The sequence below is a fragment of the Streptococcus cristatus genome (assembly GCF_019685515.1).
Lineage (GTDB): Bacteria > Bacillota > Bacilli > Lactobacillales > Streptococcaceae > Streptococcus.
The window spans coordinates 1093521-1108242 of sequence record NZ_JABFFN010000001.1; the positions used below are offsets into that span (position 1 = coordinate 1093521).

15 protein-coding genes are annotated in these 14722 nt (G+C 40.6%); 4 read left to right on the top strand and 11 right to left on the bottom strand.

Features of this window, described 5'->3' with window-relative positions:
• Positions 1 to 312 precede the first annotated feature (312 nt).
• Both FOA33_RS05250 and parE read right to left on the bottom strand, forming a co-directional pair.
• The gene (locus tag FOA33_RS05250) at positions 313 to 1575 is read right to left on the bottom strand and encodes a hypothetical protein (protein ID WP_221160876.1); all 1263 of its coding nucleotides are present in this window, start codon (positions 1573 to 1575) and stop codon (positions 313 to 315) included.
• A gap of 12 nt (positions 1576 to 1587) precedes the next feature.
• Positions 1588 to 3537 carry a DNA topoisomerase IV subunit B gene (gene parE / locus FOA33_RS05255; RefSeq protein WP_221160877.1) on the bottom strand — a complete coding sequence of 650 codons (1950 nt, stop codon included), beginning with the start codon at positions 3535 to 3537 and terminating at the stop codon, positions 1588 to 1590.
• A gap of 135 nt (positions 3538 to 3672) precedes the next feature.
• On the opposite strand from parE, the gene plsY reads away from it, so the two are divergent.
• Positions 3673 to 4314 carry a glycerol-3-phosphate 1-O-acyltransferase PlsY gene (gene plsY / locus FOA33_RS05260; RefSeq protein WP_057489189.1) on the top strand — a complete coding sequence of 214 codons (642 nt, stop codon included), beginning with the start codon at positions 3673 to 3675 and terminating at the stop codon, positions 4312 to 4314.
• 33 nt (positions 4315 to 4347) lie between these two features.
• Here plsY and FOA33_RS05265 read toward each other — a convergent pair whose 3' ends face one another.
• The 9 genes from FOA33_RS05265 to FOA33_RS05305 form a co-directional block, all read right to left on the bottom strand.
• Positions 4348 to 5304, bottom strand: a complete 957-nt coding sequence (locus FOA33_RS05265) for an ABC transporter permease (protein WP_084874955.1) — start codon at positions 5302 to 5304, stop codon at positions 4348 to 4350.
• A 2-nt stretch (positions 5305 to 5306) separates the two neighbouring features.
• Positions 5307 to 6365: an ABC transporter permease gene (locus FOA33_RS05270; protein ID WP_000038645.1), complete on the bottom strand. Its 1059-nt coding sequence runs from the start codon at positions 6363 to 6365 to the stop codon at positions 5307 to 5309.
• Positions 6358 to 7893, bottom strand: a complete 1536-nt coding sequence (locus FOA33_RS05275; protein WP_007519847.1) for an ABC transporter ATP-binding protein — start codon at positions 7891 to 7893, stop codon at positions 6358 to 6360. Before FOA33_RS05275 ends, FOA33_RS05270 begins: the two co-directional genes overlap by 8 nt.
• Positions 7894 to 8030: 137 nt before the next feature.
• On the bottom strand, positions 8031 to 9086 hold the full coding sequence (locus tag FOA33_RS05280) for a BMP family lipoprotein (protein ID WP_001036153.1): 1056 nt from the start codon (positions 9084 to 9086) through the stop codon (positions 8031 to 8033).
• Positions 9087 to 9176: 90 nt separating this feature from the next.
• Positions 9177 to 9566, bottom strand: a complete 390-nt coding sequence (locus tag FOA33_RS05285; protein WP_084853448.1) for a cytidine deaminase — start codon at positions 9564 to 9566, stop codon at positions 9177 to 9179.
• Positions 9553 to 10215, bottom strand: a complete 663-nt coding sequence (gene deoC, locus FOA33_RS05290; protein ID WP_221160878.1) for a deoxyribose-phosphate aldolase — start codon at positions 10213 to 10215, stop codon at positions 9553 to 9555. Before deoC ends, FOA33_RS05285 begins: the two co-directional genes overlap by 14 nt.
• A gap of 19 nt (positions 10216 to 10234) precedes the next feature.
• Positions 10235 to 11512 carry a pyrimidine-nucleoside phosphorylase gene (locus FOA33_RS05295; RefSeq protein ID WP_221160879.1) on the bottom strand — a complete coding sequence of 426 codons (1278 nt, stop codon included), beginning with the start codon at positions 11510 to 11512 and terminating at the stop codon, positions 10235 to 10237.
• On the bottom strand, positions 11509 to 12099 hold the full coding sequence (locus tag FOA33_RS05300; RefSeq protein ID WP_221160880.1) for a class I SAM-dependent methyltransferase: 591 nt from the start codon (positions 12097 to 12099) through the stop codon (positions 11509 to 11511). Before FOA33_RS05300 ends, FOA33_RS05295 begins: the two co-directional genes overlap by 4 nt.
• Positions 12100 to 12301: 202 nt before the next feature.
• A complete protein-coding gene (locus FOA33_RS05305; RefSeq protein ID WP_221160881.1) occupies positions 12302 to 12706 on the bottom strand; it encodes a hypothetical protein in 405 nt (134 codons plus the stop codon).
• Between the two features lie 197 nt (positions 12707 to 12903).
• Between FOA33_RS05305 and coaA the strand changes: the two genes are divergently transcribed.
• The 3 genes from coaA (at position 12904) to FOA33_RS05320 (ending at position 14714) form a co-directional block, all read left to right on the top strand.
• A complete protein-coding gene (gene coaA / locus FOA33_RS05310) occupies positions 12904 to 13824 on the top strand; it encodes a type I pantothenate kinase (protein WP_221160882.1) in 921 nt (306 codons plus the stop codon).
• 67 nt (positions 13825 to 13891) lie between these two features.
• A complete protein-coding gene (gene rpsT / locus FOA33_RS05315; protein ID WP_001274000.1) occupies positions 13892 to 14128 on the top strand; it encodes a 30S ribosomal protein S20 in 237 nt (78 codons plus the stop codon).
• A gap of 52 nt (positions 14129 to 14180) precedes the next feature.
• Positions 14181 to 14714: a DNA topology modulation protein gene (locus tag FOA33_RS05320; RefSeq protein WP_221160883.1), complete on the top strand. Its 534-nt coding sequence runs from the start codon at positions 14181 to 14183 to the stop codon at positions 14712 to 14714.
• Positions 14715 to 14722: the final 8 nt, after the last annotated feature.

The window sequence follows — 14722 nt, forward strand, 5'->3', positions numbered from 1 at the left end:
TAGTTATTATTTTTTTGAGTGTTGTAAAAAACATGTCTATAAAGTAGGCTATCTACTAAATTCTTTCATTATCAAATTCTAAACCTATTTTTGATATGAGCTTTATAACTTTTTCACCTAGCTATTAAAATTTTTTACCTTGTACTATAAACCGATCTAAATATTAAATAATCACTAACAATTAGTTGATTTACTAAGTTAGTAATCATAAAGAAATATTTTCTCTCGATACAATAACTCGTTAGTCATTAAAAACATGAGAAAAATTAGGAACAATAAAATCACATGAAGAAGATTACGCATTATACGACATTATCTATAACAATATACATATCTATCTTCCCTGGAGTCATTATAGGTTCTTTTCGTTGTTTTCAATAAATTAGAAACTTTTAAGAAAATCAGTTCCGCCATTTCATCGCAACACGAAAGCAACTCATCAAGAATTTCTTCAGCTTTATAATAACAATCTTGGTCACAAGCTAATGGGTGAAATCGTGGCACTATGAAAAAATTATGCTTCTTCAAAAATCTTGTTCTTACATTTAATTCTCCATCGATTGTTTGTAGCATACCGTTTTCAGTAAATCTTTTAGTATTATAACTTGTTATAGGATAATAATCACCATCAGAATAAGCGTAGTCTTTAGTAATACTATTCGATTCGCAATCATCTGCATCCCCTCTTATCTTTGCCGGGACATCTCCATCAACCTCAATCATAATAAACTTATTCCAATACCCTGGAGAATTAAAAGCCACCAATCTGTTGATTTTTATTTCATAAGATAACGTTGAATTAGCTATTCTCATAAGTATTTTTCCGTCTTCAAATTTTAATCTAGATATACCTTCATAAGAGGATCCTCTGACCTTCCGGATAGGTGAAACTTCTAAATAATTGAAATCTTCAAAGAAATTGGTTAAACGATTAATTATTACTTTTTGGTCATTATATACTTTAAAGTTCTTATTATCACAATCTGGAAAAGATTCATAAAATCTATTCTCAAAGAAAATTGAGGAAGCTAAATGGGGGATTGGTTTATCTTTAGAATTAACTTCTACTTGTTTATTGTCAAAATTTTGATTTTCTCCTCCTCCACTTACTTCTTTATTTTGAGAGTTCGAATTCACAACTTGATTAGCTTCTATCAGATGATTCATAGTAGCAATGTCAGCTATTGTAAAATTAGACGCTTTTTTAACTTCTTCAATCAAGAGTTTGTTCAATTCATCCATCAATTCAAAAAACAGAACAAGATCAAAGTCTTGGCTACTAATCATTGTTTTGAGATGACTTTTAAATTCTTCATAACCCTTATATTCACTATTCAATGTATACCGAATTTTTATAATCTCTTCAAAAACTTGATTTTCCTTCCAGACTTTGGATATACCATCATAACTCGGATTTTCGCCATGTCTCTCGAATATATATTTTTCAAAATCATTTACTACATTTTGAATTTTTCGGCGTTCAAGTTTTTCATCTATTCCCAGCCCCTCTAAAAGCTTGTCAAAATCCATTCCAGTAAAATCAAAGAAAAAAGATATCAATTTTTGTTTATCCATATATTTTTCTCCCTAAAACACCATCTCCCCACTCTCCTCCAGCGTAAACTTGACATTATCCTCAATCCACTTACGGCGTGGCTCGACCTTGTCTCCCATGAGGACATTGACGCGGCGTTCTGCGCGTGCTAGATCTTCGATTGTAACACGGATGAGAGTACGGGTATCGGGGTTCATGGTTGTTTCCCAGAGCTGGTCCGCATTCATCTCACCAAGACCTTTGTAGCGTTGAAGGGTAGCGCCTTTACCGAACTGCTTGCGGAGTTCTTCTAGCTCTCCGTCTGTCCAAGCATAAGCTACTTCTTCTTTCTTACCTTTCCCTTTGGACATCTTGTAAAGAGGCGGAAGGGCGATATAGACATGGCCTGCCTCAACTAGGGGACGCATGTAACGATAGAAAAATGTCAAGAGCAAGGTCTGAATATGGGCACCATCTGTATCCGCATCGGTCATGATAATAATCTTGTCATAGTTGGCATCTTCAATAGAGAAGTCTGCTCCCACACCCGCACCGATGGTATAAATCATGGTATTGATTTCTTCATTTTTGAGAATATCCGCCATCTTAGCCTTGGCTGTATTAATCACCTTACCACGAAGAGGTAGGATAGCCTGGAACTTACGGTCACGACCTTGCTTGGCAGAGCCACCGGCAGAATCTCCTTCGACTAGGTAGAGCTCGTTCTTTGCTGGATTTTTAGATTGAGCTGGAGTCAATTTTCCAGACAACAAGCCCTTGTCTTTCTTGTTTTTCTTACCATTTCGGCTCTCATCACGCGCTTTGCGGGCTGCCTCTCGCGCATCACGTGCCTTAATAGCCTTGCGGATGAGATTGGAAGCCAGTTCACCATTTTCCATAAGAAAGAAGGTCAACTTATCAGCCACAATCCCATCCACAACTGGACGAGCCAGAGGACTCCCTAGTTTATCCTTGGTCTGACCTTCAAACTGGAGGTGTTCTTCCGGAACTAGAATAGAAAGAACGGCTGCCAGTCCCTCGCGATAATCTGAACCTTCAAGATTTTTATCTTTTTCCTTGAGAAGTCCTGTCTTACGCGCGTAGTCATTCATGACCTTAGTAATGGCAGACTTAAGTCCTGTCTCATGTGTTCCACCGTCCTTGGTGCGAACGTTATTGACAAAGGATAGAATGTTATCTGAAAATCCATCATTGTACTGGAGGGCAACTTCCACTTGGAAACCATTGTCTTCGCCTTCAAAGTATAGGACTGGCGTCAAGGTTTCCTTGTCTTCATTGAGGTAAGAAACAAAGTCTTGTACCCCGTTCTCATAATGGAATTCGATTGCTTCATCTGTTCGCTTATCTGTCAAAGACAAGGTAACATTTTTTAAGAGAAAGGCTGACTCATTGAGTCGTTCTGAAATAGTATTGTACTTGAAGTCTGTCGTAGAAAAAATCGTCGCATCAGGCATGAAGGTGACCTTGGTACCTGTTTTAGACTTGGGCGCTGTACCGATTTTCTTCAAGGTTGTGACGGGTTTCCCGCCATTTTCAAAACGTTGCTTGTAGACTGCGCCATCACGAGTGATTTCTACTTCTAGCCAACTTGATAGGGCATTAACAACAGAAGACCCCACCCCGTGGAGACCTCCAGATGTCTTATAACCTCCTTGACCGAATTTCCCTCCGGCGTGAAGAATGGTAAAGATAACCTCGACAGTTGGAATTCCCATGGCGTGCATACCAGTCGGCATCCCACGACCATGGTCTTCTACTGTTAAACTTCCGTCTTTATTGATAGTCACATCAATGCGATCACCGAAGCCAGACAAGGCCTCATCGACTGCATTGTCCACAATTTCCCAGACTAGATGATGGAGACCTGCACCGTCGGTCGAACCAATATACATCCCCGGACGTTTACGGACCGCATCCAACCCTTCTAGCACCTGAATGGCGTCATCATTGTAGTTATTAATATTGATTTCCTTTTTTGACACAAGGAACCTCCTATTCGTTCATCTTTTCTATTTTACAGGTTTTCTAGGGATTTTGCAAAATTTTTCCCATTCAGCCGTCACAATTTCACAGGATATTCTCTGACTTTCGAAAGCATTTCATGGTATAATAGGTCTATGATGACATTTGTATTATTAATTTTTGCTTATCTGCTAGGTTCGATTCCGTCTGGTCTTTGGATTGGACAAATCTTCTTTCAAACAAATCTGCGCGAGCATGGTTCTGGTAATACTGGAACGACTAATACCTTTCGCATTTTAGGTAAGAAAGCTGGTATGGCAACCTTTGTGATTGACTTCTTTAAAGGGACCTTGGCCACTCTACTTCCTATTCTTTTCCACCTACAAGGTGTATCGCCTCTTGTCTTTGGACTTTTAGCTGTAATTGGACATACCTTTCCTATCTTTGCAGGATTTAAAGGGGGCAAGGCTGTCGCAACTAGCGCTGGAGTTGTTTTCGGATTTGCGCCTATCTTCTGTCTCTACCTAGCAGTCGTATTCTTTGGAACCCTCTATCTTGGTAGTATGATTTCCTTGTCTAGCGTTGCCGCTTCTATCGCAGCCGTCATCGGAGTTCTACTATTTCCACTATTTGGATTTATCCTAGACAGCTATGACCCTCTCTTCATTCTGATTATCCTAACACTTGCTAGCTTGATTATCATTCGTCACAAGGATAATATCACACGTATCAAAAATAAAACTGAAAATCTTGTCCCTTGGGGATTGAACCTAACTCATCAAAATCCTAACAAATAAAACGCCAGTTTGAACTGACGTTTTTTTCTATGCTTATTTTGACTTGATGTAGTTGATACCGTCTGCCTTTGGTGCAACTGCTTTTCCAAAGAAGGCTGCTAAGACAAGGATGGTCAAGACATAAGGTGCGATTTGAAGGTAAACCGCTGGTACTCCTTGTAGGAAAGGCAATTGAGAACCTATAACAGCCAAGCTTTGTGAAAGTCCAAAGAAGAGACTAGAAAGCATAGCACCGATTGGGTTCCATTTACCAAAGATCATTGCAGCAAGAGCGATAAATCCAGGACCAACAATAGTTGTCACTGAGAAGTTAACTGAAATGGATTGAGCATAAATCGCTCCACCGATTCCCCCTAGGAAACCTGATATGATAACCCCAAGATACCGCATCTTGTAGACATTGATCCCCAAGGTATCCGCTGCCTGAGGGTGTTCACCGACAGAGCGAAGGCGAAGACCAAAGCGTGTCTTGAAGAGGATAAACCAAGCAAAGAATGAGAAGGTAATCGCGATATAACCTAGCAAACTTGTTGACTTGAAGAAGATATCTCCAATCACTGGGATATTAGCCAAAACTGGAAAATCAAAACGTCCAAAGGTCTGGCTTAAGTTATCCGTTTGTCCTTTGTTATAAAGAACCTTAACCAAGAAAACTGCTAGGGCAGGAGCCATCAAGTTCAATACTGTACCACTGACAACATGGTCCGCACGGAAATGAACTGTAGCGACTGCATGAATGAGGGAGAAAATAGCTCCCACGATACCGGCAACTAACAAGGAAATCCAAGGAGTCGCTGCTCCAAGTTGTTCTGCAAACTCAAGGTTAAAGACAACCCCAGAAAAGGCTCCCATAACCATAATTCCTTCAAGACCGACGTTAACGACACCACCACGTTCAGAGAAGACTCCTCCAATACTCGTAAAAATAAGTGGTGCTGAGTAAATCAGCATAGAAGAGACCAAGAGGGTGAGTAATGTTGTAATAGACATCCTTACTTACCTCCTTTAACTTGTTTTTTTGGTTTGACAAAATGTTCGATAATATAGTGAACACTGACAAAGAAGATAATGGACGCTGTTACAATGCTGACAAGTTCAGACGGAACTTGCGCAGCATTCATACCTGGCGCACCTACCTGCAGAACACCAAATAAGAAGGCCGCAAAGAGAATTCCAATTGGTGAATTTCCAGCAAGCAAACTAACTGCCATCCCGTTAAATCCGATAGCTAATGATGAGCCCTGAACGTAAACGTTTTGGAAAGTTCCAAGACCTTCGACAGCTCCACCAAGACCAGCCAAAGCACCAGAGATAATCATTGATAGGATGATTGTACGTTTTGCTGAAATACCAGCGTACTCTGAGGCATGGGGATTGAGACCAACTGCACGAATTTCAAAACCGAGAGTCGTTTTCTTGAGCAAGAACCAAATCACACCAACAGCAATGATGGCAAAAAAGATTCCGATATTCATACGAGAATTGCCAGTTAACTCAGATAACCATGGTGTTTGATAAGTGGCATTGGCACTCACACGAATCGTTGAGTCTGTACTTTGCATAAAGTCTTTCGGGAAAGAATGAATAAAGGCATTCCCTACGTACAAAACAATATAGTTCATCATAATGGTTACGATAACCTCTGATGTACCTAAATAAGCTCTGAGAATACCTGGAATAGCACCTACAATCCCACCTGCAATCAAAGCAATTACTACGGTCGCTAAAATCAACATTGGGCGTGGCATGTCCGGATGCGACAAAGCAAACCAACCACTAAGAATCCAACCCGCTAGTGCCTGACCAGGAAGCCCAACGTTAAAGAAACCTGCACGACTAGCAACTGCAAACCCCAGACCAATCAAGATAAGAGGACCCATGGCACGGAAAATTTCACCAATCCCACGGAGACTACCAAAAGCTGTATAGAACAACTCCTCATAACCCCAGATAGCATCGTAGCCGAAAATCCACATGACAATGGCTCCGAGCAAGATTCCTAAGAATACGGAAATCAAGGGAACCGAAATTTGTTGTAACTTTTTAGACATCATCCTTCTCCTTTCCCAAGTTTCCACCTGCCATCAAGATACCAAGTTCTTGTTTGTTAGTCGTTTCTGGCGACACAATACCTTGAATCTTCCCATCATGAATAACAGCAATTCGGTCTGAAACATTTAAAATCTCATCCAATTCAAAGCTGACAACAAGCACAGCTTTTCCGTTATCACGTTCTTCAATCAAGCGTTTGTGGATATATTCAATGGCACCGACATCCAAACCACGAGTTGGTTGGCTGACGATAAGGAGATCAGGATCACGATCAATCTCACGAGCGATAATCGCTTTTTGTTGATTTCCCCCTGAAAGAGCTGCTGCTGGGACAAATTCGCTCGCCGCACGGACGTCAAATTCTTCCATTAATTTTTTAGCATGTGAAGTGATATTCGCATAGTTTAAGATACCATTCTTGCTGAGTGGTTCTTTGTAGTAGGTTTGAAGAGCGATATTTTCTGAAATCATCATATCCAAAATCAAACCATCACGGTGGCGGTCTTCAGGAACATGCCCCACACTGAGTTCCGTAATTTGTCGAGGATGCATCCCTACGATTGATTTGCCTTTTAATTCAATACTCCCAGACTCAACCTTACGAAGACCCGTGATGGCTTGAATGAGTTCAGATTGGCCATTGCCATCAATACCTGCAATACCGACAATTTCACCAGCACGAACATCCAAAGAAAGATTCTTCACAGCTGGTACACCTCGGTTTTCATTAACAACCAAATCTTTGATAGACAAGACTACTTCTTTTGGTTGTGGTGCCTGTTTTTCCGTTTTGAAGGAGACAGAACGTCCCACCATCATCTCAGCCAAGTCCGCATTGGTTGCCCCTGCAATCTCCACCGTCTGGATTGATTTTCCACGACGGATAACCGTCACTCGATTGGATACCGCACGAATTTCATCCAGTTTATGGGTAATCAAAATAATGGATTTTCCTTCTTTGACAAGGTTTTTCATGATAGCCATCAACTCATCAATCTCTGAAGGAGTCAATACTGCCGTAGGTTCGTCAAAGATGAGGATATCAGCACCACGGTAAAGTGTCTTCAAGATCTCTACACGTTGTTGAGCACCAACGGAAATATCTGCCACCTTGGCAGCAGGATCCACTGCCAAACCATAACGTTCAGAAAGAGCCTTGATTTCTTTAGTAGCTTCAGCTATATCTAGCACACCATTTTTAGTGATTTCACTCCCCAAAATGATATTTTCAGCTACTGTAAAAGCCTCAACCAACATAAAATGTTGGTGAACCATCCCAATTCCAAGACTAGCGGCTTTAGAAGGTGAATCTAGTTTGACAACTTGACCATTCACGGCAATTTCACCACTAGTTGGCTCGAGAAGTCCTGCCAGCATATTCATCAGAGTGGATTTACCCGCTCCATTTTCTCCTAAAAGTGCATGGATTTCACCTTTTCGCAGTTGCAAGTTGATCTTGTCGTTCGCTACAAATTCACCAAACACCTTGGTAATATCCCGCATCTCAATGACATTTTCGTGTGCCATATGCTTTTCCTTTCCGAGGTTTATTTTGTTTCAATAAAACCTGCTAATCGTGTTAACAAGTTCTATTGAGACAAAAAATTGCTTCAATTCTTAAAGAAGCGACCGATGGTCGCTTCCTAAGAAATGACTTTTATCCATTATTTTTCAGGAACTTTTACGCTTCCGTCAAGGATTTTAGCTTTTGCGTCTTCAACAGCTTTTTTACCTTCTTCTGAAAGGTTTGTTACTGCCAAATCAACCCCTTTATCCTTCAATGAGTAGACAATAACTTGTCCGCCAGGGAATTCACCTTTTTCTGTTTTGTTGGCAATATCTTTTACAGTTGTACCAACTTGTTTCAATGTAGATACAAGAACAAAGTTTGATTCTTTACCATCTTTAGAAGTGTATTTACCTTCTGCTGCTTGGTCACGGTCTACACCAATAACCCAAACTTTTTCGTCTTCATTTTTACTTTCGTTCAAAGATTTTGCTTCAGCAAAGACACCAGCACCTGTACCACCAGCTGCTTGGTAAACAACGTCTGCACCTGCAGCGTATTGAGCAGCTGCAATTGTTTTACCTTTGGCAGCATCACCAAATGAACCAGCATAGTCAACTTGTACTTTGATAGATGGGTCTACTGACTCAACACCAGCCTTAAATCCAGCAGCGAAACGTGAAATAACTTCAGATTCGATACCACCTACAAAACCAACTTGTTTTGTTTTAGTTGTTTTCGCTGCTGCAACACCAGCAAGGTAAGCTGCTTCGTTATCAGCAAATGTTACGCTCGCAACATTCTTTTGATCTTTGATCACATCATCAATCAAGACATAGTTTAAGTCAGAGTGGTCTTTTGCTGCCTCTTCAACTGCATTGTGAAGTGCAAAACCAACACCGAAGATCAGGTTGTAACTTCCAGCCGCTTGTTGCAAGTTGTTAGCATAGTCTGCTTCGCTTGTTGATTGGAAGTAAGTATAACCTTTATCTTTAGAAAGATTGTGTTCTTTACCCCAGTCTTGCAAACCTTCCCAAGCTGATTGGTTAAATGATTTATCATCAACACCACCAGTATCTGTTACGATCGCTGCTTTGGTCTTCATTTCTGATGAAGATGAAGCTGCGTTACGAGAAGAGCGGTTACCACATGCAGCAAGTCCAACTGCTGCTACTGCAACTAGACCAAGGCCTAGCCATTGTTTCTTGTTCATTACTGAACCTCCTAAATAAGATGTGCAACGATGTTGCAAGTTTGGATTATTTGGTCACACAGACCACAGCCACTGCAAGAGTGACTCAGACTAGTTTAAGTCTGTAAAAGAGTATGGAAGTAACTCCCCGACCGTCATCTCGACCGTCGATTTATCTTTTGCGACAAGTGTCACTTTTAGATCTTTTTCAAAAAATTCAGCCATCACTTGGCGACAAGCACCACATGGTGATATAGGTTTTTCGGTCTGTCCATAGACAATCAACTCTGAAAACTCTCTTTGGCCTTCGGAAACTGCTTTGAAGATAGCTGTGCGCTCTCCACAGTTCGTCAAAGAATAGCTAGCATTCTCAATATTAACACCTGTATAAACGTTACCATCTTTCGCCACTAGAACAGCGCTAACAGGAAAGTGAGAATAGGGTACATAGGCTTGCTTGCTGGTTTCGATTGCTAGTTCAATCAACTCAGTAGTCGCCATCTGCTAATTCTCCTTTTAAAATTGCCACACCAGCTGATGTTCCAATACGGGTAGCGCCCGCTTCCACAAAAGCAACAGCATCTGCATATGAGCGAGCGCCACCAGCAGCCTTAACTCCCATATCTGGCCCAACTGTTTTACGCATCAACTGAACATCCTCTATAGTGGCACCACCAGTTGAAAATCCAGTTGATGTTTTGACAAAGTCAGCACCTGCTTTCTGGGATAATTGGCAAGCCACAACCTTTTCATCGTCTGTCAACAAGCAAGCTTCAATAATGACCTTAACCAACTTGTCACCACTTGCTTCTACGACAGCACGGATGTCCGATTCAACCAAATCAAGATTACCTGATTTGAGAGCACCGACATTGATAACCATATCAATCTCATCTGCACCATCTTGGATGGCTTCCTTGGTTTCAAAAGCTTTTACAGCTGAAGTTGTTGCTCCCAAGGGGAAACCAACTACTGTACAAACCTTTACATCTGAGCCTTCAAGTCCTGTTTTCGCATGTTTAACCCATGTGGGATTAACACAAACGCTGGCAAAGTCATACTCACGCGCTTCAGATAGCAAACGATCAATTTGTTCTTGACTTGCATCTTGTTTTAAAAGCGTATGATCAATGTATTTGTTTAATTTCATATTCGGATTCCTCTCTTTTTCATGAGATGATTTCAATTATTTCCTGCAAACGTTTCACTCCATCATTTATTTTAACATATTTTTGGAATTCTGTAACTAGTTGAGGGGAAATTTTTCCATTTGTATAAACTTTTGCGACAATTTCTCCCTTTTGAACGGAGTCACCGACCTTCTTCTCAAAAACGATTCCAGTTTCATAGTCCAAGTCATCAGTCTTGACTGCACGACCAGCTCCCAATCTCATGGCATAGAGCCCAAATTCCATTGCAGGAAGAGCTGAAATGACACCTGTCTCTTGAGCTGTGATATCCACTACATGTGCAACATTTACTGGGCGATAGAGATCTTCTAAATCACCGCCTTGAGCTGCTACCATTTCTTCAAACTTAGCCAGTGCTTGGCCGTTTTCAAGATGTTGACGGACTTCTTCAACCGTCTTCTCAACATTTGCCAAACCAAGCATAATCTGAGCTAGTTCACAAATAAAGTGACTAATATCTTCTCTGCCTTTTCCTTGAAGTATTTCAATTGCTTCTAGGATTTCGAGACGATTGCCAATGGCTCGTCCCAAGGGTTGGCTCATATCGGTAATAACCGCTACTGTCTTTCGACCAACGGCCTTACCCAAATCGACCATGGTTTGAGCCAATTCTCGCGCCTCATCGACAGTTTTCATGAAGGCACCCTCACCAACAGTCACGTCTAGCAAAATAGCATCCGCCCCAGCAGCAATTTTCTTGCTCATGACAGAACTCGCAATCAAAGGAATCGTGTCGACAGTCGCCGTCACATCACGGAGGGCATAGAGAAGTTTGTCTGCTTTAACCAGCTGATCTGACTGCCCAATGACAGATACACCAATGTCCTGTACCTGACGGATAAAATCCTCTTGACTGCGCTCCACTTGGTAACCCTTGATTGCTTCCAACTTATCTAGGGTTCCGCCAGTATGCCCTAGTCCACGACCACTCATTTTTGCCACGGGCACACCAAAACTAGCAACAAGGGGAGCTAAAATCAAGGTCACCTTATCACCTACACCACCAGTAGAATGTTTGTCAACTTTAACCCCATCAATAGCTGACAAGTCAAACTCCTGACCTGTCTTAACCATATTCATCGTCAGGTCAGAAATCTCTCGTGTCGTCATTCCTTTGAAATAAACCGCCATAGCAAAGGCAGACATCTGATAGTCTGGAACAGTTCCTGTTACATAGCCTTCTACTAGCCATTTGATTTCATTTGAAGTCAGTTCTTGGCCATCTCGTTTCTTTTGGATTAAATCAACTGCTCTCATTCTTTCACACTTCTAAGGATATAATATCCCTTGTCTTTCTTTATAATTTCACAATTTCCAAAAACATCTTCCATCTTGCTTTTGGCGCTCGGAGCACCTTGCTTTTTCTGAATGACAATGGTTAAATCACCTCCATCTTTCAAGAAATCTCTGCTCTTTTTGATAATCTCATGAACAACTTGTTTACCCGCTCGAATAGGCGGATTAGAAATAACATGGTCAAATTTCCCTTCAACTTGTTCATAGATATTGGATTGAAAAATCGTTGCTTCTACTTTATTTCGTTCAGCATTTTGTCGTGCTAAGTCCAGTGCACGATTATTGATATCAACCATGGTCGCCTGAGCTCCATAAGCCTTGACCAAGGACAAGCCCAAAGGCCCATATCCACAACCCACATCAAGGACCCTTTCTCCTTTGTTAACCTCTAGACACTTCAATAAAAGCTGACTCCCAAAGTCAACCATTTTCTTGCTAAAAACACCCGCATCCGTCAAAAAGGTCATGTTTTCTCCCAACAACTCCACTCTCAACTCATGAATGTCGTGAGCAGCATCAGGATTTTCTGCATAATACATTTTACTCATAAAACTATTTTACCATAATTTGGCTTGAATTGTAAATCGTTTACAAAGTGATGATAAAATGAAAAAGACTAAAGAATCCTAGTCAAAAAACCTTTTCTTCAATCTCTTTCAATTATTAGAAATACATTACAATCGATCGGGAACTACAAATTATCATAGTCAGGAAAAAACAGATCGTCTGTAATCAGGCGCATTTTTATTACTATTTCTTAACCTTAAAATACTTTATTATCAACAAGATTCCCAACAAGATGTTTAGATAAAAGCCCAACTGATAAGTTTGTGTCAAGATTTCCAAACTTGTCCAAAGTCGTATCAAGTCTTCTAGCGACATGCGGAATAAATAACCTTCTGTAGCAATCCACAAAATCAAAAATAGATAACTACCAGCAGCAAGCCATTTCGTCCACTGCTTTTTTACTAACCAAGCAATCAAGAGTGAACAGATAAAGATAACTGTTACAAGAAGATGATCTATTAAGAAGGTAAAACCGTAATAGGTTTCTACAAAGCGTCTACCATTATCCGCATTCGCTCCCCTTATAAAAGGTAGTATAAAACTTAAAATAAAACAGAGTTCCAATATGTAACATCTCAAGATTTTCATTGTATACCTCCTATAAGTTGTGAACCAAAAAGCCCACTTTCAATAACTGATAAGTCTTCAGAAACCATTCCCTATCTCATCATCAAACTATTCAACCTCCATCTCTATTATACGATATTGACTTACTACCATCAAGAAACCGCTTTATTTTTTTAGCTTTTTATGGTATGATAAACAAAATATCTAGGGGAAAACAAATGACCAACGAATTTTTACATTTTGAGAAAATCAGCCGCCATACTTGGCAATCATTGCATCGCAAAACAACCCCTCCCTTGACAGAGGAAGAGTTAGAATCCATCAAGAGTTTCAATGACCAGATTAGTCTGCAGGACGTAACGGATGTCTATCTTCCCCTTGTCCATCTTATCCATATTTACAAGCGCACCAAGGATGATTTGGCATTTTCAAAAGGAATTTTCCTCCAACGTGAAAGCAAATCACAGCCTTTTATCATTGGGGTTTCTGGTAGTGTTGCTGTGGGGAAATCAACCACTAGTCGCTTACTTCAGATTCTTCTATCACGTACTGTAACGGATGCTACTGTAGAATTGGTGACAACTGACGGTTTTCTCTATCCCAATCAAACCTTGATGGATCAAGATATATTAAATCGCAAAGGTTTTCCTGAAAGTTATGATATGGAAACCTTGCTGAATTTTCTTGATCGCCTTAAGAACGGGCAAGATGTCGATATCCCCGTCTATTCTCATGAAGTGTATGACATCGTTCCTGGAGAGAAGCAACGTGTCAAAGCTGCTGACTTTGTCATTGTCGAGGGCATCAATGTCTTTCAAAACCCTCAAAATGAGCGCCTTTACATCACTGATTTCTTTGATTTCTCCATCTATGTAGATGCTGCTGTCGAGGACATTGAAAGTTGGTATCTGGATCGTTTCTTAAAACTCCTCAGCTTTGCCCAAAATGATCCCAACAGCTACTACCACCGTTTTACGCAAATGCCAATTGGAGAAGTTGAAGCCTTTGCACATCAGATTTGGACCAGTATTAATCTCACAAATCTACAAAACTATATCGAACCGACAAGGAATCGCGCCGAGGTCATTCTCCACAAGACTAAAAACCATGAAATCGATGAAATTTACCTAAAAAAATAATTTCCCCTTGTCAAAATCTAAGTTTTCATATATAATGGTATAGTTAGTAAATATGGAGGTAAGAACATTGGCAAACATTAAATCAGCTATCAAACGCGCTGAATTGAACGTTAAACAAAACGAAAAAAACTCAGCTCAAAAATCAGCTATGCGTACTGCTATCAAAGCTTTCGAAGCAAACCCTTCTGAAGAACTTTTCCGTGCTGCTAGCTCAGCTATCGACAAAGCAGAAACTAAAGGTTTGATTCATAAAAACAAAGCAAGCCGCGATAAAGCTCGTCTTTCAGCTAAACTTGCTAAATAAGAAACAGTCCATAGAGGCTGTTTTTTTGTCCTCTAATCAGAAAAGGTAGAAAATGAAAATCGCAATCATCGGATATTCTGGATCAGGCAAGTCAACTCTGGCAGAAAGGTTATCTAGCCACTACTCCATCCCCAAACTGCATATGGACACACTCCAATTTCAACCTGGTTGGCAAGACAGTGACCGCGAATGGATGTTGACCGAGATGAAAAACTTTCTCACAAAGCACGAAGCTTGGGTCATCGACGGCAACTACTCTTGGTGTTGCTATGAAGAAAGAATGCTGGAAGCTGACCAAATTATCTTTCTCAATTTTTCACCATGGACTTGTCTCTTTCGAGCCTTCAAACGCTATCTCACATATCGCGGTAAGGTCAGGGAAAGTATGGCAGCAGGCTGTCCTGAACGCTTTGACTGGGACTTTATCCGATGGATTCTCTGGGATGGGCGGACAAAGAATGCTAAAGAACGTTATCAACGGGTTCAAGAAACCTACCCAGAGAAAGTAATTGTCCTCAGGTCGCAAAAGGAGATGGACCACTTCTTAGAAAATCTCGTAAATAACAAGAAAAACCAACGTGCCTAACGTTGGTT

Coding starts and splice junctions, on each gene's coding strand:
- FOA33_RS05250 (WP_221160876.1), bottom strand. CDS start 1,575: ATGGATAAACAAAAATTGATATCTTTTTTCTTTGATTTTACTGGAATG.
- plsY (WP_057489189.1), top strand. CDS start 3,673: ATGATGACATTTGTATTATTAATTTTTGCTTATCTGCTAGGTTCGATT.
- FOA33_RS05265 (WP_084874955.1), bottom strand. CDS start 5,304: ATGTCTATTACAACATTACTCACCCTCTTGGTCTCTTCTATGCTGATT.
- FOA33_RS05270 (WP_000038645.1), bottom strand. CDS start 6,365: ATGTCTAAAAAGTTACAACAAATTTCGGTTCCCTTGATTTCCGTATTC.
- FOA33_RS05275 (WP_007519847.1), bottom strand. CDS start 7,893: ATGGCACACGAAAATGTCATTGAGATGCGGGATATTACCAAGGTGTTT.
- FOA33_RS05280 (WP_001036153.1), bottom strand. CDS start 9,086: ATGAACAAGAAACAATGGCTAGGCCTTGGTCTAGTTGCAGTAGCAGCA.
- FOA33_RS05285 (WP_084853448.1), bottom strand. CDS start 9,566: ATGGCGACTACTGAGTTGATTGAACTAGCAATCGAAACCAGCAAGCAA.
- deoC (WP_221160878.1), bottom strand. CDS start 10,215: ATGAAATTAAACAAATACATTGATCATACGCTTTTAAAACAAGATGCA.
- FOA33_RS05295 (WP_221160879.1), bottom strand. CDS start 11,512: ATGAGAGCAGTTGATTTAATCCAAAAGAAACGAGATGGCCAAGAACTG.
- FOA33_RS05300 (WP_221160880.1), bottom strand. CDS start 12,099: ATGAGTAAAATGTATTATGCAGAAAATCCTGATGCTGCTCACGACATT.
- FOA33_RS05305 (WP_221160881.1), bottom strand. CDS start 12,706: ATGAAAATCTTGAGATGTTACATATTGGAACTCTGTTTTATTTTAAGT.
- coaA (WP_221160882.1), top strand. CDS start 12,904: ATGACCAACGAATTTTTACATTTTGAGAAAATCAGCCGCCATACTTGG.
- FOA33_RS05320 (WP_221160883.1), top strand. CDS start 14,181: ATGAAAATCGCAATCATCGGATATTCTGGATCAGGCAAGTCAACTCTG.